The following is a 22637-nucleotide window of genomic DNA, read 5'->3' on the forward strand; positions in this document are numbered from 1 at the left end:
GGCGATTTAGGAGCCAGGAACCTTGGAGCCCATGGGCCGGTTCAGCAGGTCCTTCGGGTCGGCGTGGCTGACATCGTTGCAGTTGCGGGCCAGCCGGCTGCCCGTGTTCACGCACTGTGTCTGCGCGGCTTTCTGTGCTGCGTTGGCGGTCTGCTCAGAGGCGGGCTGAGTTTGGCAGCCCGCGGTCAGCAGGGTCAGGGAGAGAGCGGCCAGCAACAGCGGATGATGACGCATGAAACCTCCGTTTGTTTTGTGAGCGGTAACAAACGGATTAATGCGCGCTGTGGTCGTGTGGGCAAGCCGTATCTTAACCCCAGGCGTTGCAAGGCGAGCGCCCCATTTGAGGGAGCCCCGCACTTCACACATACCGCCGGCCAGCCCCTCCCAAAAAGGGTAAGCGCGTCCAAAAATCTCAATGGGGTGGCAGCATGCCCGAGGGGTTGGTGCGGTTCTCCAGCACCTGCCGCGGGTCCACCTGTGCCCCCGCCTGGCAATCGCCTCCCAACCGGCTACCCGTGGTGGGGCATCGTTTCTTGACCGGCTTTTGCGCCGGCGGAGGGGCTGCCGACTCGGGGGTATTGGCGACCGTGGCGTCCGGCTGGGTGCCGTTCTGCGAGGGCGCCGCCGCCGGCGTCTGGGGAGTGTCCGGAGCGGTCGCTCCCGGGGTGGTTGCGCTGGGGGACGCCGCGTCGGGCGTCGTCGAATCCTGGGCCATGGCGCCGAGGACCGGTGTCGCTAGCGCGAGCGTGATCAGAAACAATAAAACCGAACGCGTGCCCATCATGGTTGCCCCCTGCTCTCCTGCGTCGCCCTTATACGGCAGGGGATGGCGCGCGCTGTCGCAGATATGGCCTCAGGGGCCGCCGCCGCGCGTGCGGGCGTAGGCGTGCGCCAGCCAGGCGGCCACGTCGCCGCTGATGGCGTCGACCGACGCCAGGGGTATGCGATAGGTGATGCGGTCGCTTGGGTCCGCCGTCTTGACCGGGACCAAGGGCAGGGGACTCACCGCCGGCGGACCGACGGGCGGCGACTCGCGCCCCAACGCCAGCCCCAGATCGATCCGCCCCTTGCCGACCGGCTTAGCCTCCGCGAACTTCAGGCCGGCGCTGAAGGAAATCATCGTGGACAGGACGGTGCTGGTGACCTCTGCCCCCAGGCCCTCCGCCAGGGCGGTCAGGCGGTCGCCGATGGGGCGCAAGGCTTCCCGCCCGTCATACAGCTTGTCCAGGCGCTGGGCCGGGGTCAGGTCATGGATACCCCCCAGCGCGCGGGCCGCCAGCACCTGGGCGGTGGCGCCGCCCAGGCCGTGGGCCTGCTTCAGCCAGCGGGCGCAGGCCTTGGGCTCCACCAGTCCCTCGGCCTTGATGAGGGCCGTCCAGGCGGCCGCATCCCGGCCGGTCTTGGCCGGCAGGTTGCGCAGGATGGCGGCCATCATCTCGTCCGGGCTCTTACCCATGGCCGCCTCCCGTTTGCTTGGATCAGGCCGCCGTGCCGCCGACGGTCAGTCCGTCGATTCGCAGGGTGGGCTGGCCCACGCCCACCGGCACGCTCTGCCCCTGCTTGCCGCAGACGCCGATGCCCTCGTCCAGGCAGCTGTCATCGCCGATCATGGTGACCTTGGTCAGGGCGTCCGGGCCGTTGCCGATCAGCGTGGCGCCCTTGACCGAGGGGCCGATCTTGCCGTCCTCGATCAGATAGGCCTCGGAGGCGGAGAAGACGAACTTGCCCGAGACGATGTCCACCTGGCCGCCGCCGAAGTTCACGGCGTAGAGCCCGCGCTTCACCGAGGACAGGATCTCCTCTTTCGTGCGGTCGCCGGAGCGCATCATGGTGTTGGTCATGCGCGGCATGGGCACGCTGCTGAAGCCTTGGCGGCGGCCGTTGCCGGTGGGCTTCACCCCCATCAGGCGGGCGTTCATGCGGTCCTGCATGTAGCCGACCAGGATGCCATCCTCGATCAGGGTGTTGCACTGGCTGGGCGTGCCCTCGTCATCCACGGTGATGGAGCCGCGGCGCCCTTCCAGGGTGCCGTCGTCCACCACGGTGACGCCGGGCGCGGCCACCCGCTGGCCGATGAGGGAGGAGAAGGCGGACGTGGCCTTGCGGTTGAAGTCGCCCTCCAGCCCGTGGCCGATGGCCTCGTGCAGCAGCACGCCGCACCAGCCCGGCCCCAGCACCACCGGCATTTCCCCCGCCGGGGCCGGGATGGCCGCCAGGTTCACCAGCGCCTGGCGCAGGGCCTCGTCCACATGGCGGCGCCAGGTTTCCGGCTGCATGTACCGCTCATAGGCGACGCGGCCGCCGGCGCCGAAGCTGCCGGCCTCCATGCGGTCACCCTCGCCCACGACGACGGAGACGTTGAGGCGCACCAGCGGCCGGACGTCGGCCACGCGGTGGCCGTCGGCGCGGATGATCTGCACCGCCTGCCATTCGCCGGAGAGGCTGGCGCTGACCTGGCGCACGCGGGGGTCGCGGCCCCGGGCATAGGCGTCGATGTCGGCCAGCAGCTTCACCTTGGCCTCGAACGGCACCAGGGCCAGGGGGTTGTCGGCGGCGTACAGGGCGCGGTTGGTGCCCACCGGCGGCTCGGCATAGGTGCCGCCGTGGCCGGCCTGGACCGTGCGCACCGTCGCGGCGGCGCGCTTCAACGCGTCCTCCGACAGGGTGGAGGCATGGGCGAATCCGGTGGTTTCGCCGGCGACGGAGCGCAGGCCGAAGCCCTGGGTGGTGTCGAACGAGGCGCTCTTCAGCTTGCCGTCATCCCAGAACACGCCTTCTGACTGCGCGTATTCCAGGAACAGCTCGCCATCGTCGCCGCCCTTCAGCGCGTCGGCGACGATCGATTCGGTGCGCGCGCGGTCCAATCCCGCACGGGTGAAGAACAGATCGTCGGTCTGGGCGAGTAGGCTCATGGGGCGGAACTCCAGGTAACGGGCAATGGGCCAAGCGGCAACGGGCCGAGGGGGCAATGGGCCGCCCACCGGGACTGGCGCCAGCGCGGCCTCGGTGGGCGTGTCCCTCTTAACATGGCGCGCCGGTGCCGCCATCGCCAGGGGAAAGGCGGCACAAGCCAATTCGCGGTGTGGTTCCAAGGCCCTGGCGGGGGGCCAGGGCGGCGACGGGGCGGTGCCACCTTGGCGGGTCCGGGCGGCGGCCCTCCACCGCCAACAGTGTCGGCTAGGACGCGTTGTCCGCTTTACGTCAAGGATCGGGGACGGTATGGTCTGCCATGATGCAGGTGTTCCTTAGCCATGGGAACGCTTGCGATGCTGGGTCTGAACTCCCGGGCAGGTGCCTCGATAGCCGAACGCCATCTCCGCTCCGCCCGCCGCAAGGGGAGGGAGGGGAGGGCCCAGGCGATAAAACCGCGGGGCCCCATAATAATCGGGAGGATGGGGCGGCATCCCGCGCTTTGGCTGGCGCCTGAACAGGGGGCGCGCAAGGCCGGCGTGGGTCACCAGGACAATCTTCGGGTGGGACGTGTCACGCGTCCCCGTCAACGAGAGAGTGGTAAGGGATGTCCGTACGCAAGAACGCCGCCGCCTTCGCGGCCCTTTTGACGGCCCTGGCGGGGCGCGCTTCCGTGGCGCTGGCCGACCCGGTGGTGAGCATGCCCGAAGCGGGCAAGCTGGGCATGCAGCATGCCTATTCGCCCGTGGCGGTGCAGCTTGAGAATTTCCACAGCCTGCTGCTCTACATCATCATCGGCATCGTCGCCTTCGTGTCGCTGCTGCTGCTGACGGTCATGGTGCGCTTCAACCGCCGCGCCAACCCCGTTCCGTCCAAGACCAGCCACCACACCTTGCTGGAGGTGGCGTGGACCGTGGTGCCGGTGCTGATCCTGGTGATCGTGGCCGTGCCGTCCTTCCGCGTCCTCTACTACGGCGACCGCACGCCCAATCCGGAACTGACGGTGAAGATCACCGGGCACCAGTGGTACTGGTCCTACGAATACCCGGACAACAACGACATCGCCTTCGACAGCAATATCGTCTCCGACAGCGACCTGAAGCCGGGCCAGCCCCGGCTGCTGACGGTGGACAACGAGATGGTGGTGCCCGTGGGCACGCCCGTGCGCCTGCTGCTGACCGGCGCCGACGTTATCCATTCCTGGTACGTGCCCTCGCTGGGCGTGCAGCTGCACGCCGTGCCCGGCCGCATCAACGAGACCTGGCTGCAGGCCAGCGTCGAGGGAACCTTCTACGGCCAGTGCACGCTGATCTGCGGCACCAACCACGGCTTCATGCCCATCGTCGTCCATGCCGTCAGCAAGGAGGACTACAAGACTTGGGCCGAGAAGACCAAGACCGCCGGTATCGACGCCGGTCGTGAATTCCTGGCGTCGCTGGAAGCGGCCCAGGGGATTGGCAAGGCAGGGGCCACCAAGACCGCCCTGGCGACGGACAATGGCGCCGCGCGCTGAACCGGCCCCGTCTGACATTTAACCCCGGCAGAGATTAAACGAGGGGAACTGGAATTATGGCGCACGCAGCCCACGATACGGCTCACGACGCGCATCACGACCATAAGCCCGGGTTCGTGAAGCGGTGGTTGTTCTCGACCAACCACAAGGACATCGGCACGCTATACCTGATCTTTTCCGTGATCGCCGGCCTTATCGGCGGTGCCATCTCGGTGGTCATGCGCATGGAATTGCAGGAGCCGGGCATCCAGATCCTGAACCACCTGTCCGCCGACATCGGCCAGCAGTGGAACGTGCTGATCACCGCCCACGGCCTGATCATGGTGTTCTTCGTGGTCATGCCCGCCGTCATCGGCGGTTTCGGCAACTGGTTCGTGCCGCTGATGATCGGCGCGCCGGACATGGCCTTCCCCCGGCTGAACAACATCAGCTTCTGGCTGCTGGTCCCGGCCTTCCTGCTGCTGGTCTCGTCCTCGCTGATCGGGCCGGGTGCCGGCACCGGGTGGACCATCTATCCGCCGCTGTCCTCGGCCCTGGGCCACAGCGGGCCGTCGGTCGACATGGGCATCTTCGCGCTGCATCTGGCCGGCGCCTCCTCCATCCTGGGCGCCGCCAACTTCATCACCACCATCTTCAACATGCGCGCGCCGGGCATGACCCTGCACAAGATGCCGCTGTTCGTGTGGTCGATGCTGGTGACCGCCTTCCTGCTGCTGCTGGCCGTGCCCGTGCTGGGCGGCGCCATCACCATGCTGCTGGCCGACCGCAACTTCGGCACCCACTTCTTCGACCCGGCCGGCGGTGGCGACCCGCTGCTGTTCCAGCACCTGTTCTGGTTCTTCGGCCACCCCGAAGTGTACATCATGATCCTGCCGGCCTTCGGCATCATCAGCCAGATCATCTCCACCTTCTCGCACAAGCCGGTGTTCGGCTATCTGGGCATGGCCTACGCCATGGTCGCAATCGGCGTGGTCGGCTTCATCGTCTGGGCGCACCACATGTTCACGGTGGGCCTCAGCGTCGACACCCGCGCCTATTTCACCGCGGCGACCATGATCATCGCGGTGCCCACGGGCGTTAAGATCTTCTCGTGGATCGCCACCATGTGGGGCGGCTCCATCGAGTTCAAGCCGCCCATGGTCTGGGCCATCGGCTTCATCTTCCTGTTCACCGTGGGCGGCGTCACCGGCGTGGTCCTGGCCAATGGCGGCCTGGACGTCATGCTGCACGACACCTACTACGTCATCGCCCACTTCCACTATGTGCTGAGCCTGGGCGCCGTCTTCGCCATCTTCGCCGGCTACTACTACTGGATCGGCAAGATGTCGGGCCGGGAGCATCCGGAATGGGCGGCCCACCTGCACTTCTGGACCACCTTCATCGGCGTGAACCTGATTTTCTTCCCCCAGCACTTCCTGGGCCTGCAGGGCATGCCGCGCCGCATTCCGGACTATCCGGACGCCTTCCACATGTGGAACCAGATCTCCTCCATCGGGGCCTACATTTCCTTCGGCTCCACCTTGTTCTTCGTCGTGATGGCCCTTTATACCCTGATGTTCGGCCGCCGCGTCGGCGCCGACTACTGGAACACGGGTGAGACGACGCTGGAATGGACCCTGTCCAGCCCGCCGCCGTTCCACCAGTTCGAGGTGTTGCCCCGCATCAAGTGAGGTGCTGAGGGTGGCACCGGCTGCATAGGCGACGACCGCGCGGGAGGGGTGGCTTCCCGCGCGGTTTTGCCTGATTAAAGGCGCTGCCGTTCCCCCGCATGGGAACGGTCCCCTGTCATCCAGGGGTGCAGGCGTCAGATGAGATGCGAGACAGATGACCGATACCGCCTTTGAAGGCCAGACCGTTCCCGCCCAGGCCACCGGCCTGCCCACTGGTCTGCCGGGTACCGTTGCCGACTACATCGCCCTGCTGAAACCCCGGGTCATGTCGCTGGTGGTGTTCAGCGGCATGGCCGGCCTGGTGGTGGCGCCGGGGACCCTTCATCCCGTGCTGGCGGTGGTGGCGCTGCTGTGCATCGCCGTGGGCGCCGGTGCCGCGGGCGCCATCAACATGTGGTACGACCGCGACATCGACGCGGTCATGGAACGCACCCGTGGCCGCCCCATCCCCCAGGGCAAGGTGAACCCGGATGAGGCGCTGGCCTTCGGTGTGGTGCTGTCGGTCGCGTCCGTCCTGCTGATGGGCTTGGCCGTCAACTGGGTGGCCGCCGCCATCCTGGGCGTGGCCAACGCCTTCTACGTCTTCGTCTACACCATGTGGCTGAAGCGCCGCACGCCGCAGAACATCGTGATCGGCGGGGCGGCCGGGGCCTTCCCGCCCATGATCGGCTGGGCGGCGGTGACGGGCGACGTCAGCATCGGCCCCATCCTGCTGTTCTGCCTCATCTTCTTCTGGACGCCGCCGCATTTCTGGGCGCTGGCCCTGTTCCGTAGTGGCGATTACAGCCGCGCCGGCGTGCCCATGCTGCCCGTCGTGGCGGGCGAGGCCGCGACCAAGCGCCAGATGCTGGCCTATACCCTGCTGCTCTTGCCCATCGCCATCGCCCCGCACTGGTTCGGGGTCGGCGGCGTCGCCTATCTGGTGGGCGCCACGGTGCTCAGCCTGCTGTTCATCCTGTGCGCCGTGCGGGTCATGCTGGACAAGACCCACCGTGCCGCCAAGCAGATGTTCGCCTATTCCATCCTCTACCTTTTCCTGCTGCTCGCCATCCTGATCGGTGAGAAGCTGGTGGCCTGACCTCTCCGTCGAGAGGGCCCCTCCGCATAGGAACCCTGACCGTATGGCCGACACCACGACCTCCTCCAACGCTCCCCCTTCCGCCGCTGAGCCTGTGGTCGACGCGGCGGAGCGGGCGCGCCGCCAGCGTGGCAAGAACCTGGCGCTATTCTTCTCGCTGTTGGGGTTCGTGGCATTGATCTATGTCGTGGCCATCGTGCGCATGGGGCTGAACGCGCCGGGCCAGTGAACCGCCCTTTCCGGCGGTTCCAGACTGTTCAGAACAAAGTGGGCGGGTGAACCCGCCATTGGCGCCAAGACCAAGGCCATCCACGGGGGTGGTCGCCGTCACAGCCAGGGAGGTGACAGGTTGAGTGAGACCCCACGCCCCGAGTCCCCATGAGGCCGCCGGCGCCCGACTTGGCCCGGCGCAACCGCCGCATGCTGGCGGGGGCGTTCGCCCTGGTCGCCGGCATGGTGGGCCTGAGCTTCGCCGCCGTTCCGCTCTATCAGGTGTTCTGCAAGGCCACGGGCTTCGGCGGCACCACGCAGGTGGCGGAAAAGGGGGCGGACCGCGTGGTCGACCGCACCGTCACCGTTCGTTTCGATGCCGAAGTGAACCGCGAGCTGCCTTGGCAATTCAAGCCGGTGCAGAACGCCGTGCAGGTCAAGTTGGGCGAGGTGCGGGAAATCCGTTACCACGCCAAGAACCTGTCGGACAAGGCGCTGGTCGGCACCGCGACCTTCAACGTCACCCCCGACAAGGCCGGCATCTTCTTCAACAAGATCCAGTGCTTCTGCTTCACCCGCCAGCGGCTGGAGCCGGGGCAGGAACTGGACATGCCCGTGACCTTCTTCGTCGACCCGTCGTTGGCCGACGACCCGCACATGAAGGACGTGGCCACCATCACCTTGTCCTACACCTTCTTCCTGGCGGCCGACCAGACGGCGGCGGCGGTGCAGGACCAGGCTCCGGCCGGAGCGGCCGCTGTTCGTCCGGGGGGCTAAAGCGTCCCCGGGCAATGGCTTCGCCACCGTACAACCTCTGGACGGGGGCCGTAGGAAAGTTTACCAAGGGAGTGTCCAATCCCCGAACAGGGGATCAGGGAGGGCACCAATAAGGACCGGGGCGGCAATGACCGCCGCAATCTGACGACCACCGCGTTGTTTTGATCCGAGGGAAACAAGAACATGGCTGACGTCCAGGCTCACACCGCTCCCGGCAACTCTGAGGGCATAAAGCAGCCCTACCACCTGGTGGACCCCAGCCCATGGCCCTTGGTCGCCTCCATCGCGGCCGGCCTGCTGACCAGCGGTACGGTCCTGGGCATGCATGGCCATGGCTGGTACCTGGCCATCGCCGGCGGCCTGGGCGTCCTGGGTGTCATGTTCGCCTGGTGGCGGGACGTCATCGGCGAATCGGTGGTGCGTAAGCTGCACTCCCCCGTCGTGAAGATCGGCCTGCGCTATGGCATGACGCTGTTCATCGCTTCCGAGGTGATGTTCTTCGTCGCCTTCTTCTGGGCCTTCTTCGACACCAGCATCTATTTCAACGAGGCGGAGCAGGTGGGGCGCGTCGCCGCCAACGGTGGCATGTGGCCGCCCAAGGGGATCGAGCCCGTCAATCCCTTCGACATGCCCATCCTGATGACCGTCATCCTGCTGCTGTCCGGCACCACGGTCACCTGGGCGCACCACGCGCTGGTCGAGGGCCGCAACAAGGAAGCGGCCAGGGCCTTGGGCTTCACCGTCCTGCTGGGCCTGCTGTTCTCCTGCTTCCAGGCCTACGAATACATCCACGCCGAATTCGGCTTCGCCCAGAACGCCTATACCTCGGCCTTCTTCATGGCGACCGGCTTCCACGGTTTCCACGTCATCGTCGGAACCATATTCCTGATCGTCTGTTTCTTCCGCACCCGCGCCGGCCACTTCACGCCCAAGAGCCACTTCGGGTTCGAGGCCGCGGCTTGGTATTGGCACTTCGTCGACGTGGTCTGGCTGTTTCTGTTCGTCAGCATCTACTGGTGGGGTTCCACCCCGCGCGGCGTGATCCCCCATTGATCACGGGACCCGGTCCTTCCGCCCTTTTGACGGAAACGTGTCTTGGACTCTGACGCCTCCTCTGTCGCCCCGATCCTGGCGGGCTTGCGCTGCAAGTGCCCCCGCTGCGGTCGGGGCGATTTGTTCACGGGCTACCTCACGGTGGCGCAGCGCTGTTCCGTGTGCGGGCTTGAGCTGGCGCGGGGCGACAGTGGCGACGGGCCGGCCGTCTTCCTCATCTTCATCCTGGGCTTCATCATCGTGCCCATCGCGCTGATGGTTTCCATGCGCGTGGACTGGCCCCTATGGTTGACGGGCCTGGTCTGGGGCGTGGTCATCCTGGGCGGCACCCTGGGCCTGCTGCGCCCGGCCAAGGGCGTGGTGTTCGCCCTGCAATACCGTTACCGCCGGGCCGAGTTCGAGGGGCCGGACGACCGTGACAGCGATAGGACTCCTGGCGCATGACTTCCTCCCCCATCACCGCCGCCCCGGTTCCCGGAACCAAGGCCCCCGGAAGCAAAGGGCGCCGGCGCTTCCGACCCACCTTCTGGGGGGACTGGTGGCCGGCGGGGCCATCGTCTTCATGGCCGGCCTCGGCACCTGGCAGGTTCAGCGCCTGTTCTGGAAGCAGGGTATCCTGGACCACATCCAGCAGCAGATGGCGGCCACCCCCGTCGACTTGCCTGCCAAGATCGACGACCCCAAAGTCTGGGATTATCGCCGGGTGCGGCTCACCGGGCATTTCCTGAACGATCATGAATTGTACCTGGGCGCCCGGTCCTTGAAGGGCGCGCCCGGCTATGACGTGGTGACACCCTTCGTGCGGGCCGATGGCGGCGGCGTGGTGCTGGTCGATCGCGGCTGGGTTCCCACCCAGGGCAAGGATCCGGCCCGCCGGCCGGACGGCCAGCTGGAGGGGGAGGTGACGGTGCAGGGCGTGGCGCGCGTGCCGCCGCCGCGCGGCTGGATGCAGCCGGATAATCTGGTGAACGACAATTTCTGGCTTTGGTACGACCTGCCGGCCATGGCGGCCAAGGCGGGGACGGAGGTGCCGGAGCCCGTGGTGGTGGAGGCCGATGCCACGCCCAACCCCGGCGGCTTCCCCGTCGGCGGCCAGACCCGCGTCACCATTCCCAACGATCATCTGCAGTACGCCATCACCTGGTACAGCCTGGCCATCGCCCTGGCCGTCATCACCTACCTGCGCTTCAGCCGGGTGGAGAAGGACTGACGCGCTTAAATCTCGGTAACTGAGAACCAGGGACATAACAGGGCCGTGGCCGGTGCTTGAGTAAAACTCAAGAAGCGGCCAGCCGGGCCGCCTTGGCCGCGCGGGTTTCCAGCTTGGCGGTCGTGGCGGTTGCCGGAGTGGTGGCGTGGCCGGGGCGCAGGATCAACTGGGTGATGCGGAAGCCGCTGCCATGGGGAAACCGCCGTTCCAGGCGGGCGCGGGCGGCCTCGTCATCCGCGGCCCACAGCAGGAACTGGCGGCGCTGCCACGGCACGGCGGCGGGCACGGCGCTGTCGGCGACGGTGCCGCCCACCTCCACCGTGGCCAGCCAGGCGGCGTCGGCGGCGTTGCGCCGTTCTTCCAGCACGAAGATGCGGTTTTCCGGGCGGGACGCGCGCTTGATATCCTGCTCCAGCCGCGCGCACTCATCCTCCAGCGTCTCCAGGGTCAGGCGGACATGGCGGCGCTGCTGTTTCATGGCATAGGTGGCGCGGGCCAGACGGCGGATGCGCTGGCTCTGCTCGCGGGCGCGGGTGAGTATCTGACGGCGGCGGGTCTTGGCTTCCGCCACCCGGTTCCAGGCGCGCTCCCCGGTCAGCCCGGCGGCCACCGCCACGGCCAGCAGGGTCAGCAACAAGGCCATCATGCCATGCTCTCCGTCTCGGTGACCGTGTCCTTGGCGGCTTTGCCGCTGTTGGCCAGTTGTATGCTCAGCAGCACATAGCCCAAGGGGGCGGGGAAATAGCGCAGCAGGTCGCGCCGGGCATCGGACAGGTTTTCCGACCACACCTCGATCACCTGCGGGCCGGCCCATTCCGGGTCCAGCGCGATGACGGTCCTGGCGTCGGTCTGGGCCTGCTGCACCAGGCGGTTGACCATCCAGGCGACGAATCGGTTCAGGCCGGCATCCTCCCGTCCGACCACGCGCACGGGGGCCTGGGCACTGCGCCGCGCGTCCTCCAACTCCTTGTCCAGGGCATAGCGGCGGCGGCGCGCTTCGCCCAGGGCGTTTTGCAGGGCAGTCAGTTCCGCGCGCACGTCGGCCTCGCGCCCCTCCAGCCGGTTTTCCATCTGCGCGCCCAGCGGCAGGCGGCTGGCGGCACGGCGCATCTCGGGGTGGCGCTCCACCGCCGCCTCGCCCAGCTTGCCTATGACCATGATGATCAGGCCCACCACCACCGCCAGGGTGCCGGCCAGCAAGATCGCGTGCAGAAGCCCCATGGTGCCCCGGGATGCCCCATCCAAAAAGACCCCGGCCCAGCCCGGAGTCGCTGCTTCGATCCGGTTCGGCCCGTCGGGAGTGGTGCGAGTGAATGGCGGATCAACCGCCAACCCTATTGCACCGCAACCGGCGCCGGTTTCCAAGTGTCATTTCCGGGAAAATTGGACGCACCCCATCCCCAGGGTGGGGGCAGGGGGCGCCAATGGCCTGGTGGCGGCGGGTTCGCCTCCGCGGCCGCCGTGCGCCATGCGAATCCCCCATGCGGATCCTGGGGGTTTGGCGGGCTTGCGGGACCTTGGCGGCACTGGCTACTGTAGGGGTTCAAGTTAAGCCAAGGGATGCCTAGGGTGGATTATATCAGCACGCGGGGCCGGGCGCCGGTCCTGGGCTTTGAGGACGCGCTCCTGGCGGGGTTGGCCCGCGATGGCGGCTTGTACGTGCCGGCCGCGTGGCCGACCTTCGATGCGGCCGCCCTGCGCGCCCTGCGTGGCCTCAGCTATGGCGAATTGGCCACGCGCGTCATGGCGCCCTTCATGGACGGGGCCATCGCGCCGGATGAGCTGCGCGCCCTGGTGCATGACGCTTATGGCAGTTTCGCCCACGCCGCCGTCACGCCGCTGACCCAGTTGGGTCAGGAAGATTGGGTGCTGGAGCTGTTCCACGGTCCCACCCTGGCCTTCAAGGATGTGGCGCTGCAGCTGCTGGGCCGTCTGTTCGATCACGTGCTGGCCAAGCGCGGCCGCCGCATCACCGTGGTGGGCGCCACCTCCGGCGACACCGGGTCGGCCGCCATCGAGGCCTGCCGCGACCGGGAGCTGGTGGACATCGTCATCCTGCACCCCAAGGGCCGCACGTCCGAGGTGCAGCGCCGGCAGATGACCACCGTGCTGTCGCCCAACGTGCACAACGTGGCGCTGGAGGGCACCTTCGACGACTGCCAGGCCATCGTGAAGGCCCTGTTCAATGACCAGGCCTATCGGGATGAGCTGAACATCTCCGCCGTCAACTCCATCAACTGGGCGCGCATCCTGGCCCAGGTGGTGTACTACGTGGCGGCGGGCGTGGCGCTGGGCGCGCCGGACCGGCCGGTGGCGTTCTCCGTCCCCACCGGCAACTTCGGCAACGTCTATGCCGCCTATGGCGCGCGGGCCCTCGGCCTGCCCATCCAGCGCCTGGTGGTGGGCACCAACAGCAACGACATCCTCACCCGCTTCTTCCAGTCCGGCACCATGGCCACCAACGGCGTGGTCCCCACCATCAGCCCCAGCATGGACATCCAGGTGTCCAGCAACTTCGAACGCCTGCTGTTCGACCTGCTGGGCCGCGACGGCGCCGCCGTCACGGGCGTGATGGACGGCTTCGCCGCCAGCGGCCGCTTCACGGTGGATGAGCGCCAGCTGGCCGAGGCGCGCGGCCTGTTCGACGGCTTCCGCGCCGATGAGCATGAGACGGCGGAAACCATGCGCCGGGTGTTCGAGACCACGGGTTACCTCTTGGATCCGCACACGGCGGTCGGCGTGCATGCCGCCGCCCAGGCCCGTGCCGCCGGCACCGTGCCGGCCGAGGTGCCGCTGGTGTCCCTGGCCTGCGCCCACCCGGCCAAGTTCCCGGACGCGGTCAAGGCCGCGACCGGCGTGCACCCGCCGCTGCCCCGCCACCTGGCCGACCTTTATGAGCGGGAGGAGCGCGTGACCGTCCTGCCCAACGACGTCGAGGCGGTGAAGGCCTTCGTCCGCGCCAAGTCCCGCGTCACGGGAGCGGCGGCATGAGCGACGGCAGCGGAATCCAGGTCACCACGCTGGACAATGGCCTGCGTGTCGTCACCGACAGCATGGCCGGGGTGGAGACGGTGTCGCTGGGCGTCTGGGTCGGCGTCGGCACCCGGGACGAGGCGCCCGAGGTCAACGGCGTCGCCCATCTGGTGGAACACATGCTGTTCAAGGGCACGCCCAAGCGCGACGCCTATCAGATCAGTCGCCAGATCGAGGATGTGGGCGGCCACCTCAACGCCTACACCACGCGGGAGCACACGGCCTATTACGCCAAGGTGCTGAAGGAGGATGCGGCCCTGGCGTTGGACATCGTGGCGGACATGGTGCAGCACGCCAGTCTGGACGCCGAGGAGCTGACCAAGGAGCGCACGGTCGTCCTGCAGGAAATCGGCCAGGCCGAGGACACCCCCGACGACATCATCTTCGATCATTTCCAGGCCACGGCCTTCCCCGGCCAGGCGCTGGGCCGCCCGGTGCTGGGCCTGCCGGAGATCGTGGAGAGGCTCAGCCGCGACGATCTGGTGGCCTATGTCCAGGGGCACTATTCCGGCCCCGCCATGGTGGTGGCGGCCTCGGGCCGCATCGAGCACGCCCGCATGGTGGAGATGGCGTCCGACATGTTCGGCGCCCTGCCCAAGCCCCAGGCATGGACGCAGGAGGCGGCGCGCTACAGCGGCGGCGACTTCCGCGATGAGCGCGACTTGGAGCAGACCCATGTCGTGCTGGGGTTCGAGGCGGTGGGCGTCCATCACGAGGACAACTACGCGACGCAGGTGCTGTCCACGCTGCTGGGGGGCGGTATGTCGTCCCGCCTGTTCCAGGAGGTGCGGGAGAAGCGCGGGCTGGTCTACAGCATCTACAGCTTCGCCAGCCATTTCGCCGAGACCGGCCTGTTCGGCATCTATGCTGGCACGGGGCCGGACCAAGTGGCCGAACTGGTGCCGGTGGTGTGCGGCGAGGTCGCCAACCTGGTGGGGGACATCCGCGAGGAAGAGGTGGCCCGCGCCCGCGCCCAGCTTAAGTCCAGCCTGGTGATGGCGCTGGAGAGCAGCATGGCGCGGTGCGAGCAGGTCGGGCAGCAGATGCTGGTTCACGGCCGGCCTGTTCCGACGGCGGAGATGCTGGCCCGGGTGGATGCGGTCGACGTGGCGGCGGTTGAACGCTGCGCCCGCCGGCTGCTGGACAGTGTGCCGGTGGTCACCGCCCTGGGGCCGGTGACGGGCTTGGAATTGTATGACCGCATCCGGGCCCGGCTTGGGCACTGAGAAACCGCGGCAACGGGGATAGGGAGGGGCTGGAGGCGGTGATACGGCTGTTGCACGCCGACATCCTGAGCGCACCGTCCATACGGCTGGACGGGCCGCAGACCTATCTGCGTCCCGCCCAGGTCAAGGACTGGCGGGAATGGGCCGATTTACGGGAACGCAGCCGCGACTTCCTGGCGTCGTGGGAACCCACTTGGCCGGCCGACGCCCTGTTGCGCTCCTCCTTCCTGCGCCGCGTGCGCCGGCACACGGCGGAATGGCGCAACGACGAGGCCTACAGCTTCCTGATCTTCGAGCGCGCCAGCGACCGGCTGGTGGGCGGCATCGGCCTGTCCAACGTGCGCCGGGGCGTGGCCCAGATGGCCACCATGGGCTATTGGGTGGGCAAGCCCTATGCCCGCCGGGGCTACACCAGCGAGGCGGCCAAGGTCAGCCTGGGCTTCGCCTTCGGCCAGCTTGGCCTGCACCGGGTGGAGGCCGCCTGCCTGCCCACCAACCAGCCCAGCCAGGGCCTGCTGGAAAAGGTGGGCTTCGTGCGCGAGGGCTACGCCCGCGGCTATCTGCGCATCGATGGCCGCTGGGCCGACCATGTGCTGTACGGCATCCTGCGCGACGACTGGCGCGGGTAGAGCGGATCGCGAAAAAGCGGGATCGCTTTGCAGCGTGAATCCGCTCGGTTCTAGATCACTCCCAGCGCTTGCAAGATTTCATGGTGGCGGTTGGCGCCGATGCCCGCCCGCTGCTCCCGCGCCAGCAGGGACGTGTCGTCCTTGGGGAGGTGCAGGGTGGGCCGCCTGGTGGCTGTGCCGAACCGCACCAGAACCGGCTGGTCCAGGGGTGCGCCGTAGCAGGCGATGGCGTTGGCCAGTGTTCCCGGCACCGGCGGTTCGTCGGTGGCGTCCTCGTTGTAAATCTCCAGATAGCGCAGGAACGCCGCACGCCCGATCTCAGCCCACACGCCCCAGCCGAAAAACTCCGCCTGGTGGGTGAAGGGGATGGACAGGACGCAACGGATGAAGAAGCGGCCATCATAGGCGCAGACGTCGTCGGTGAAATCGGCGGCGGTTTCGCGGTTCTCGGCCGGGATTGCCCAAACCACGTCGGGTAGCCTCCACGCCCATTGCGTGGGCAGCCCCTCATGGGCCTCGCCGCAGACGCTGCAGATATACCCGTCACTCATGCCCGTTCCCTCGTCCCTCTTCCGCGCCATCGCACCCGGCCAGCATAGGGGAGTGGTCGGAAAAGACCAACGGCCCGGCAGGTTTCCCCGCCGGGCCGCCGTCGTTTGGAGATTACCCCGTCTTACCAGCTGAGGCGGAAGCCGGCGGTGAAGACGTGGTCGGTCTCGTGCCGGCGGAGCGTGCCGTCGTAGTTGGCGTAGAGGTTCAGGTTGTCGCCTTCCTGCAGGGTCAGCCCGCCGCCGATGCCCAGCGCGTTGGCGCCGGTGTCGGGGCCGGTCACGGCGAAGGTGGTGCCGGCAAGCGCGGCCTGGCTGGTCAGGGCACGGTCGCGGAAGTCGTGCAGCCAGGCCGCCCGTAGGACCGGGGTGATGACCGTGCCGCCGTCCGTCTTCCAGCTGGCCGAGGCCCGGCCGCCCACGTTGCTCTGCAGCGCCGTGGCGTCCAGGTCCTGCAGCACCAGGTTCAGGGCGCCGGCGCCCGTCTCGGTGAAGCCGTCGCGGCCGACCTTCAGCCACTGGATGCCGGCCTGCGGCTCCAGCGTCAGGTTGGACACACGCACGCGGTAGCCGGCCGTGACACCGGCGCTCAGCTCGTCCCCGGTGGTGTGGCCGAAGGCCGTGCGGCTGAGGCCGCCGAAGCCCATGGTCCGCGCCGTGTCGTACTGGTCGTAGGTGTAGCCGGCGTTGCCGGTGACGAACAGGCCATCCCCGAGATCCACGTTGCCGTAGGCTGACAGGCCATAGCTGCTGGTCTCGTTGGACCCGCCGGAGGTGCTTTGCAGCAGCACGCCGGCCAGGCCCACGGTCACGCCCGGTGCCACCGCCCGGTCGCCGCCGAACAGGCCGCCGCCGGTGTTGCTGTGGCCGCCGGCGGCGTTGCCGTCGCTGTCCACCCGGGTGAACGCCCCCAGGCCCTGGGCCCAGAAGTGCCAGCCCTCCTGCGGTGCCGAGCCGGCGGCCGCCCCCCGCTCATCCCCCACCGGGGCGCCATCGCCGCCGCTGGCGACGCTGGTGTAGAGGGTGCGGCCCACCAACTGGGCCTGCATCGTGCCTTGCATGCCGCCGGCCACGCCGTCGCGCACCGCCGCCAGGCGCTGGCCCAGCACCTGCGTCACCGCCAGGCCCCGGTTCAGGCTGTAGGCCACGATGTTGGCCTGGCTGCTGCCACCGATCTGGGCCAGGGCGTCCAGGGAAGCGCCCACCGTGGGCAGGCTGTAGAGGGCCTTCAGCACGGTGCCGAGGTCGGCATTGCCGGCCCCGGTCAGGCCCGCCACCACCCGGCCCATGGTCTGCTGGTTGGGGCTGGCGCCCAGGCTGGCCAAGTTGCCATAGGTGGGGGTGACGAACAGGTCGATGGCGTTGCTGCCGTACAGCGCCGTGAACTGCGTGCCGGCCAGCAGCCCGCTGCCAGGCTGGGTGATGCCGGCGAAGGTGCCGGACACGCCGCCGGCGGCCTGGACGATGGCGAAGTCCGTGCCCAGGCTGGGGGTGTAGGTGTTGGTGGCCTTGCCCGTCATGCCGCGCAGGTTGGGCTGCAGCACCGCACCGGAGCCGATGACGTAGCTGCCGCCCGTGACCAGGACGCGGGAGTAGTTGCCGTAGCCGGCACCGGTGCCCGTACCATCGATGTCGATGGACAGCACCGACTTCGCACTTTGTGTCAGGCCGTTGGTGAAGGTCAGGGTGCCGGGGGAGTTGCCGGGGCGCAGCACACCCGCGACGGTGGCCGCCCCGGTGATGACGCCGGACCCGCGCAGGGTGCCGCCGCTGCCCACGGTGACGGGGCCGCTGGCGGTGCCGTTCAAGGCCACCAGGCCGCCGGTGATGGCCAGCGGCGCCTGCACGGTGCCGCCCAGGTTCAGGCTGCCGCCCGTCACCTGCACCGCCGTGGTGCCGGCGATGGTGGACCCGGCGCTTTGCGTCAGGGTGCCGCCGCTGATGGTGCCCAGGGTGGCGCTGCCGCCGGTCAGGGCGATGGTGCCGCCACTGATACTGCTTACGGTGGGCGTGCCGCCGGTGATGGCCAGGGTGCCGCCCGTCATCTGGTCCAGCACGCCGGCGCCACCGGCGATGGTGGCCGTGCCGCCGGCGGCCAGGCTGCTGTTGCCCACGCTGACGACCAGGTCGGTCTGGCCGCCCACCACCGTGCTGGTGACGGTGGTGGAACTGTAGCCCGGCGCCAGGGCTGTCAGTCCGGCATAGCTGGAGGCGGCGTCGCCGGCCGCCACGATGGTGTAGCTGGCGCCGCTGGTCAGGCCGAAGGCGTATTGCGAGGTCAGCACCACGGTGGCGCCGCTGATGCTGGCGGTGCCGCTGACCTGCAGGCCGCCCACCGTGCCGCCGGCCGCCAGGGCCGTCAGCGTGCCGCCCGCCTGGGCATAGCTGCCGGTGAGGGTGGTGGGGGCTGTCAGCACCAGGCTGCCGCCGCTTTCCACCAGGGTGTGGCCGGCGATGCTGACACTGTCGTTGAGCACCAGGTTGCCGGCCAGGGTCACGTTGCTGGCCGTGCTGGCCAGGGTGCCGCGGGCGCCGCCGGCGCCCGTCAGGGTGCCGAACACCGTGCCGCTGCCGCCGGTGACGGATAGGTCCGTGGCGGCGGTGTGGATGATGTTGCCGGCGATGACGCCGGTGTTCGTGACCGGGCCCAGCGTGCCGCTGTCCCGGATGGCCGCCACGGCGCCGGTGATGGTGCCGCTGTTGGTCAGGGTGCCGACGGTGCCGGCATTGATGAGGCCCGTCTGGCCGCCTTGGATCAGGCCGCTGTTGACCAGGGTGTCGATGACGGCGGAGGCGGCGCCGTTGTCGATGCCGGCGCCGGCCGTGCCCCGGATGGTGCCGCTGTTCATCAGCGTGCCGATGGTGCCGCCGATGGGGCCGGTGGTGCTGACGACCGTCGTGAGGGTTTCGCCGTAGTTCCAGGAGGTGGTCACCGTCGACGGGCTGGAGGACAAGCCGTTAACAATACCGCTCTGCCCGCCGGTGATGAGGCCGCTGTTATTCAGGGTCGACAGGCTGCCACCCCCGTTGCTCAGCGTGGTGGATGTATCGCTGGTCCAGAAATGGATGGAACCAATTGGAACATAGCCAGTCATCACCGTGTGCGACGTAAATGCGCCGACGTTCACGAGGCCAGCACCGGTTTCCCCCGCCAGGGTACCCTGGTTGATAACCGTTCCGATCAGGCCGGCGGATTCCACGCCGTTCGTTCCACCGGTCAAGGTGCCTGAGTTGCTGAGCGCGCCTATGCTGCCAGACTGGGAATAGGTGCTGGCGCTATATGGTGTTTCGCTGAAGTAATAGGTGAGGAAGCTGGAGCTGCTGCCGGCCACCCGCAGGCCGGCGCCCGGTGCGGTGATGGTGCCAGTCGGCAGATTGAGCAGGGTGCCCAGCGTCCCGCTGAGCACGGCGACAGCAGAGGCGAGGGTGGAGGTGCCCTGATCGGCGATCAGTCCAGCGTTCCGCAAGGTCCCGACCGGCGCGTTAAGCATAACGGACGCTTGGGAGCCCGTGCCGATAAGCGAGCCGCCCGCCAGATTGTCGACCAGGCCGACGCTGCCCGCCGCCACGCTGTTGTTCAGCATCGTACCGGACGCGTAAAGGGCCATCGCCCCGGAAATCAGGCCGCTGTTGGAAAGGGTGCCGACGTTGACACCGCTTAAGCTGACAGCCGTGCCGGAAATCGAGGAAACTTGCGCACCACCGGTGGTGGTCAGGGTTCCGAGGTTGGTGATTTGACCAATGGTGGGTGCGATGGTGGGGTAGGCGCTGAAGTTGCTGGCTACGATCGCCCCTTGCGTGCCCGTGACCAAGCCGCGGTTCACCAAGGTGGACAGCGTACCCGACGTGACAAAGACGCCCGCGTAGCCTCCGGCAATGGTGCCCGTGGCCCCGTTGACCAGGGTATCAAGGGTCGGCGTGATGGTGCCGCCACCATAATAGGAATACCCAATCTCGACGCCGCCGTGGGTCGAGCCTTGGATTAGACCGTCGTTGCTGAGCGTGCCGATATGGCTGCCGCCTGTCAGCTGGACCCCCGTAGCGCCTGTGATCGTTCCGGAAGCGCTGTTGGTCAGGGAGTTGATCTGTCCGGTGACATAGGTAACGCCGTAGACGTTCTGCACCGTGTCATAAGCATAATATGAGTTGCCGGAGACCAAGATGGCGCTGCCGTAGGTGCCGCCGTTCACCAAGCCATCATTCTGCAGACCCGCAATGGTGGCCCCGACCACGGCAAGCGCGCCCGAGGAATAAAGGCCGCTGATGGTGCCGTGTACACCGTTGATCAGCGTGCCGATGCCCGCACTCGTGCCGTTGCTGCTGATCGAGATGCCGCTGCCGCTTTGCGTGGCGGCGATCAGGCCATCATTGAACAGCGTTCCGATGGTGCCTTGATACTGGATGCCACCGTAGTAACCCTGGATGGTGCCGCTGGCCGCATTGGACAGGGTGCCGATGCTGGCGGCCGAATACTCATAGCGTGAAGTCACGGAGTTGTAAGAGGACTTGAGGCCGCCGGTGATGGCGGTGTTGTTCAGGCTCGTAATGAGGCCGCTGTTGCTCAGCGTTCCGACATCCGTACCACTGAGGCCCAACCCGACAAAACCGGCGAGGGTGGCACCCGCCTCGTTCGTGATGACGCCGGCCTTGGAGTTGCCGCTAAAGATCAGGCCATAGGAGTTGTAGGTGTAGGTGCCGATGGAGCCGATCATGCCCGCATTGTCGAACGTTCCCACCGTACCGCCGATCTGGACGCCACCGGTGATGCTGGCGTTGGCCTTGTTGATCAGCGTGCCGATGGTGGAGTCCACGCTGGAATATGTGTTGCTGTACGTCGTCCCGTTGGAGCTAAAGGTGGAAGTGCTGGCTCCGCCAAGATTCACGCTGCCCTGGATCAGGCCGGCGTTGGTGAGCGTACCGATGGAGGCGCCGGTCGCCGTCAGACCGGCACCGCTACCGCCAGTGATCGTGGCGCCGGCCGCGTTGGTCAACTGGCCGATGGTGGAGGTTACCGCGCCGTAGATATAGCTGTAGCCCGTCCCGTTGCTGGAATAGGTGTAGGGGCTCGCGGCACCCAGGTTCACGCCCCCACTGATCAGGCCGGCGTTGTTGAACGAGCCGATGGAGGACGCGGCGGCGGCCAAGCCCCCCGAGATGGTGCCGCCGGCCTGGTTGTTGATGGTGCCGATACTGCTGGGCAACACGGTCGTGTTGGACCCGTAGTTGATGTAGGCGCCGAGATTGACGCCCCCGCCAATGCCGCCGGCGTTGGTGAACGTTCCGATAGCCGCGCCTAGCGCATACAGGCCGCCGGTGATGGTGGCGCCGGTTTGGTTGTCGATCGTACCGATAGTGCTGGGCGTCAGGGCCGTGGTGGATCCGGTGTAAAAACTGCTCGCCCCCAGATTGACGACACCGTTGTAAGCATAGCTGTTAGGGGCGGGGGCGATCGTGCCGCTGTTAACGAAGCTGCCGATGCTGCCGCCTACGAGGGTAACCCCCGCCAAGCGCCCACTGACCTCATTATTAAAGCTGCCGATGGAAGTCTGCGACCCGGCGATGGAACCGCTGATCAGGCCCGCATTGTCGATCACGCCGATGGTGCTACCACCGCCAGCGATGGTCACATTACCGAGAATGCTGCCGCCTGCATTGTTGACGATAGCGCTGACCTGGCCGACGACCGTTACGATCGACATTAAATTGGAATACAGAGTTGTGTTGCCGAGACTGATCGCGTCGCCGTAAATACCTCCGGCGGTTCCTGCACTAATGACGCCCGAATTGACCAGGGTGCCAATTGTGCTGCCGGTGAAGTCGACCCCGCCCGCTATGACTCCGCCAACATTATTTGTCAGGGTATTGACCGTCACGGTCTGCGGTACACTGCCCGTCAAAAAACGGGTGCTTCCGCCGATGGCGGCGCCTTGAGGGAGTGAGTACGCCGTCTTGATGGTACCGGAATTTGAAATGGTGCCAACAGAAACCCCCTCCAATCTTAGACCCGAATAGCCGCCCTGGAGCGTGGCACCCGCATTGTTGTTAAATTGGTCAAGCTGAGCGGTTTGGAGCGTTCCGCCGATGGTTGCGCCATGGACCCGAACACCGAGGCCGACAAAGCCGATCAGCGTGCCGGTCAAATTGATTGTGCCGCTGTTGGTGATGGTTCCCACGGAACCAGAAGCGTCGATCGCGGCATTGAAACTGCTGCCGCTAATATGGCCGGCATTCAGCAGATTGCCCGAAGTGATGGTCACGGCCGCGGACGTGCCCGTGACGTTGATGTCCGCCCGTGCCGGGTATTGCCACGAGGTGGCAAGCGCCAGGACGGAAGCGCCCAGCAACAGGGCTTTGGTGCGGTTGGGGGCAGAGGCACGCATGCTGGGAAAACTCCTGACAATATGGATTGGGTGTAAAGAGAGAGCCCGGCGCCGATGGCGCGCCCGGGGCTGTATTTTAGAAGCTGAAAAATGACGTGAGCCCGATACGGGATTCACCTGGGCGGTGGTGTAACAGGACGCATACACCAAGCCTTGCGGAGCCGGGGCCCCGCCGGCGGCAGTCGACATCAACCATGGACTGTCACACCCATCCCTTACGCATTTTGGGCTAGTCTATGCGACGGATGGGTAATTTGTTAATTCATTTTTGTAAATTTCTAACAGCATCGGTTGCCGAGCTGTGGCCACGCTTAGCATGTGACGGGGGCGGTACTACAGCGGTAGCGGGCGGGGGGCTGATAAACCGCCGCGCCGTCGCGTCCGGCTGAAAAAACGGCGC

At 67.2% G+C, this 22637-nt stretch carries 19 protein-coding genes; 11 read left to right on the forward strand and 8 right to left on the reverse strand.

Annotation, left to right across the window (positions count from 1 at the left end):
* Nucleotides 1–6: 6 nt before the first annotated feature.
* The 4 genes from ULB03_RS09265 to tldD all read right to left on the reverse strand — a co-directional run bounded on the left by ULB03_RS09265 (nucleotide 7) and on the right by tldD (nucleotide 2912).
* Nucleotides 7–234 carry a hypothetical protein gene (locus tag ULB03_RS09265; RefSeq protein ID WP_322482879.1) on the reverse strand — a complete coding sequence of 76 codons (228 nt, stop codon included), beginning with the start codon at nucleotides 232–234 and terminating at the stop codon, nucleotides 7–9.
* A 178-nt stretch (nucleotides 235–412) separates the two neighbouring features.
* Nucleotides 413–715, reverse strand: coding sequence for a hypothetical protein (locus tag ULB03_RS09270; protein ID WP_322482880.1), 303 nt, complete (start codon nucleotides 713–715; stop codon nucleotides 413–415).
* Nucleotides 716–853: 138 nt separating this feature from the next.
* Nucleotides 854–1456 (reverse strand): DUF4287 domain-containing protein, encoded by a 603-nt coding sequence (locus ULB03_RS09275; protein ID WP_322482881.1) that lies wholly within the window; start codon nucleotides 1454–1456, stop codon nucleotides 854–856.
* A gap of 22 nt (nucleotides 1457–1478) precedes the next feature.
* Nucleotides 1479–2912 carry a metalloprotease TldD gene (tldD, locus tag ULB03_RS09280; protein ID WP_322482882.1) on the reverse strand — a complete coding sequence of 478 codons (1434 nt, stop codon included), beginning with the start codon at nucleotides 2910–2912 and terminating at the stop codon, nucleotides 1479–1481.
* Between the two features lie 605 nt (nucleotides 2913–3517).
* Here tldD and coxB point away from each other — a divergent pair.
* The 8 genes from coxB (at nucleotide 3518) to ULB03_RS09320 (ending at nucleotide 10421) form a co-directional block, all read left to right on the forward strand.
* Nucleotides 3518–4423, forward strand: coding sequence for a cytochrome c oxidase subunit II (coxB, locus tag ULB03_RS09285; protein ID WP_322482883.1), 906 nt, complete (start codon nucleotides 3518–3520; stop codon nucleotides 4421–4423).
* 56 nt (nucleotides 4424–4479) lie between these two features.
* The gene (gene ctaD / locus ULB03_RS09290; protein WP_145729731.1) at nucleotides 4480–6093 is read left to right on the forward strand and encodes a cytochrome c oxidase subunit I; all 1614 of its coding nucleotides are present in this window, start codon (nucleotides 4480–4482) and stop codon (nucleotides 6091–6093) included.
* 154 nt (nucleotides 6094–6247) lie between these two features.
* Nucleotides 6248–7171, forward strand: a complete 924-nt coding sequence (gene cyoE / locus ULB03_RS09295) for a heme o synthase (RefSeq protein ID WP_322482884.1) — start codon at nucleotides 6248–6250, stop codon at nucleotides 7169–7171.
* 43 nt (nucleotides 7172–7214) lie between these two features.
* Complete coding sequence (locus tag ULB03_RS09300) at nucleotides 7215–7400, forward strand: hypothetical protein (protein WP_322482885.1); 186 nt, start codon at nucleotides 7215–7217, stop codon at nucleotides 7398–7400.
* 149 nt (nucleotides 7401–7549) lie between these two features.
* Nucleotides 7550–8158: a cytochrome c oxidase assembly protein gene (locus tag ULB03_RS09305; RefSeq protein WP_322482886.1), complete on the forward strand. Its 609-nt coding sequence runs from the start codon at nucleotides 7550–7552 to the stop codon at nucleotides 8156–8158.
* Between the two features lie 183 nt (nucleotides 8159–8341).
* Nucleotides 8342–9211: a cytochrome c oxidase subunit 3 gene (locus tag ULB03_RS09310; protein ID WP_322482887.1), complete on the forward strand. Its 870-nt coding sequence runs from the start codon at nucleotides 8342–8344 to the stop codon at nucleotides 9209–9211.
* Between the two features lie 42 nt (nucleotides 9212–9253).
* Nucleotides 9254–9655: a DUF983 domain-containing protein gene (locus ULB03_RS09315; RefSeq protein ID WP_322482888.1), complete on the forward strand. Its 402-nt coding sequence runs from the start codon at nucleotides 9254–9256 to the stop codon at nucleotides 9653–9655.
* Between the two features lie 94 nt (nucleotides 9656–9749).
* A complete protein-coding gene (locus ULB03_RS09320) occupies nucleotides 9750–10421 on the forward strand; it encodes an SURF1 family protein (protein ID WP_322482889.1) in 672 nt (223 codons plus the stop codon).
* A gap of 67 nt (nucleotides 10422–10488) precedes the next feature.
* Here the strand turns inward: ULB03_RS09320 and ULB03_RS09325 are convergent, their stop codons facing one another.
* Both ULB03_RS09325 and ULB03_RS09330 read right to left on the reverse strand, forming a co-directional pair.
* Nucleotides 10489–11067: a hypothetical protein gene (locus ULB03_RS09325; protein ID WP_322482890.1), complete on the reverse strand. Its 579-nt coding sequence runs from the start codon at nucleotides 11065–11067 to the stop codon at nucleotides 10489–10491.
* Nucleotides 11064–11642: a hypothetical protein gene (locus ULB03_RS09330; RefSeq protein WP_322482891.1), complete on the reverse strand. Its 579-nt coding sequence runs from the start codon at nucleotides 11640–11642 to the stop codon at nucleotides 11064–11066. The genes ULB03_RS09325 and ULB03_RS09330 overlap by 4 nt, the downstream gene beginning before the upstream one ends.
* Nucleotides 11643–11990: 348 nt before the next feature.
* Between ULB03_RS09330 and thrC the strand changes: the two genes are divergently transcribed.
* Genes thrC through ULB03_RS09345 form a run of 3 tightly spaced genes read left to right on the forward strand, consistent with a single transcriptional unit; the run spans nucleotide 11991 to nucleotide 15309 of the window.
* Nucleotides 11991–13412, forward strand: coding sequence for a threonine synthase (gene thrC, locus ULB03_RS09335; RefSeq protein ID WP_322482892.1), 1422 nt, complete (start codon nucleotides 11991–11993; stop codon nucleotides 13410–13412).
* On the forward strand, nucleotides 13409–14680 hold the full coding sequence (locus tag ULB03_RS09340; protein ID WP_322482893.1) for a M16 family metallopeptidase: 1272 nt from the start codon (nucleotides 13409–13411) through the stop codon (nucleotides 14678–14680). Before thrC ends, ULB03_RS09340 begins: the two co-directional genes overlap by 4 nt.
* Nucleotides 14681–14718: 38 nt before the next feature.
* The gene (locus ULB03_RS09345; RefSeq protein WP_322482894.1) at nucleotides 14719–15309 is read left to right on the forward strand and encodes a GNAT family N-acetyltransferase; all 591 of its coding nucleotides are present in this window, start codon (nucleotides 14719–14721) and stop codon (nucleotides 15307–15309) included.
* 50 nt (nucleotides 15310–15359) lie between these two features.
* On the opposite strand, the gene ULB03_RS09350 is transcribed toward ULB03_RS09345, so the two are convergent.
* Nucleotides 15360–15860, reverse strand: a complete 501-nt coding sequence (locus ULB03_RS09350) for a DUF2199 domain-containing protein (RefSeq protein WP_322482895.1) — start codon at nucleotides 15858–15860, stop codon at nucleotides 15360–15362.
* A 122-nt stretch (nucleotides 15861–15982) separates the two neighbouring features.
* Nucleotides 15983–22237 carry an autotransporter domain-containing protein gene (locus ULB03_RS09355; protein ID WP_322482896.1) on the reverse strand — a complete coding sequence of 2085 codons (6255 nt, stop codon included), beginning with the start codon at nucleotides 22235–22237 and terminating at the stop codon, nucleotides 15983–15985.
* Nucleotides 22238–22637: the final 400 nt, after the last annotated feature.

The sequence above is a fragment of the Nitrospirillum goiasense genome (genome assembly GCF_034427435.1).
Lineage (GTDB): Bacteria > Pseudomonadota > Alphaproteobacteria > Azospirillales > Azospirillaceae > Nitrospirillum.

Bases quoted from the DNA above. Each gene is read 5' to 3' on its own strand.
- ULB03_RS09265 (WP_322482879.1), bottom strand. From the start codon at position 234: ATGCGTCATCATCCGCTGTTGCTGGCCGCTCTCTCCCTGACCCTGCTG.
- ULB03_RS09270 (WP_322482880.1), bottom strand. From the start codon at position 715: ATGGCCCAGGATTCGACGACGCCCGACGCGGCGTCCCCCAGCGCAACC.
- ULB03_RS09275 (WP_322482881.1), bottom strand. From the start codon at position 1,456: ATGGGTAAGAGCCCGGACGAGATGATGGCCGCCATCCTGCGCAACCTG.
- tldD (WP_322482882.1), bottom strand. From the start codon at position 2,912: ATGAGCCTACTCGCCCAGACCGACGATCTGTTCTTCACCCGTGCGGGA.
- coxB (WP_322482883.1), top strand. From the start codon at position 3,518: ATGTCCGTACGCAAGAACGCCGCCGCCTTCGCGGCCCTTTTGACGGCC.
- ctaD (WP_145729731.1), top strand. From the start codon at position 4,480: ATGGCGCACGCAGCCCACGATACGGCTCACGACGCGCATCACGACCAT.
- cyoE (WP_322482884.1), top strand. From the start codon at position 6,248: ATGACCGATACCGCCTTTGAAGGCCAGACCGTTCCCGCCCAGGCCACC.
- ULB03_RS09300 (WP_322482885.1), top strand. From the start codon at position 7,215: ATGGCCGACACCACGACCTCCTCCAACGCTCCCCCTTCCGCCGCTGAG.
- ULB03_RS09305 (WP_322482886.1), top strand. From the start codon at position 7,550: ATGAGGCCGCCGGCGCCCGACTTGGCCCGGCGCAACCGCCGCATGCTG.
- ULB03_RS09310 (WP_322482887.1), top strand. From the start codon at position 8,342: ATGGCTGACGTCCAGGCTCACACCGCTCCCGGCAACTCTGAGGGCATA.
- ULB03_RS09325 (WP_322482890.1), bottom strand. From the start codon at position 11,067: ATGATGGCCTTGTTGCTGACCCTGCTGGCCGTGGCGGTGGCCGCCGGG.
- ULB03_RS09330 (WP_322482891.1), bottom strand. From the start codon at position 11,642: ATGGGGCTTCTGCACGCGATCTTGCTGGCCGGCACCCTGGCGGTGGTG.
- ULB03_RS09340 (WP_322482893.1), top strand. From the start codon at position 13,409: ATGAGCGACGGCAGCGGAATCCAGGTCACCACGCTGGACAATGGCCTG.
- ULB03_RS09350 (WP_322482895.1), bottom strand. From the start codon at position 15,860: ATGAGTGACGGGTATATCTGCAGCGTCTGCGGCGAGGCCCATGAGGGG.
- ULB03_RS09355 (WP_322482896.1), bottom strand. From the start codon at position 22,237: ATGCGTGCCTCTGCCCCCAACCGCACCAAAGCCCTGTTGCTGGGCGCT.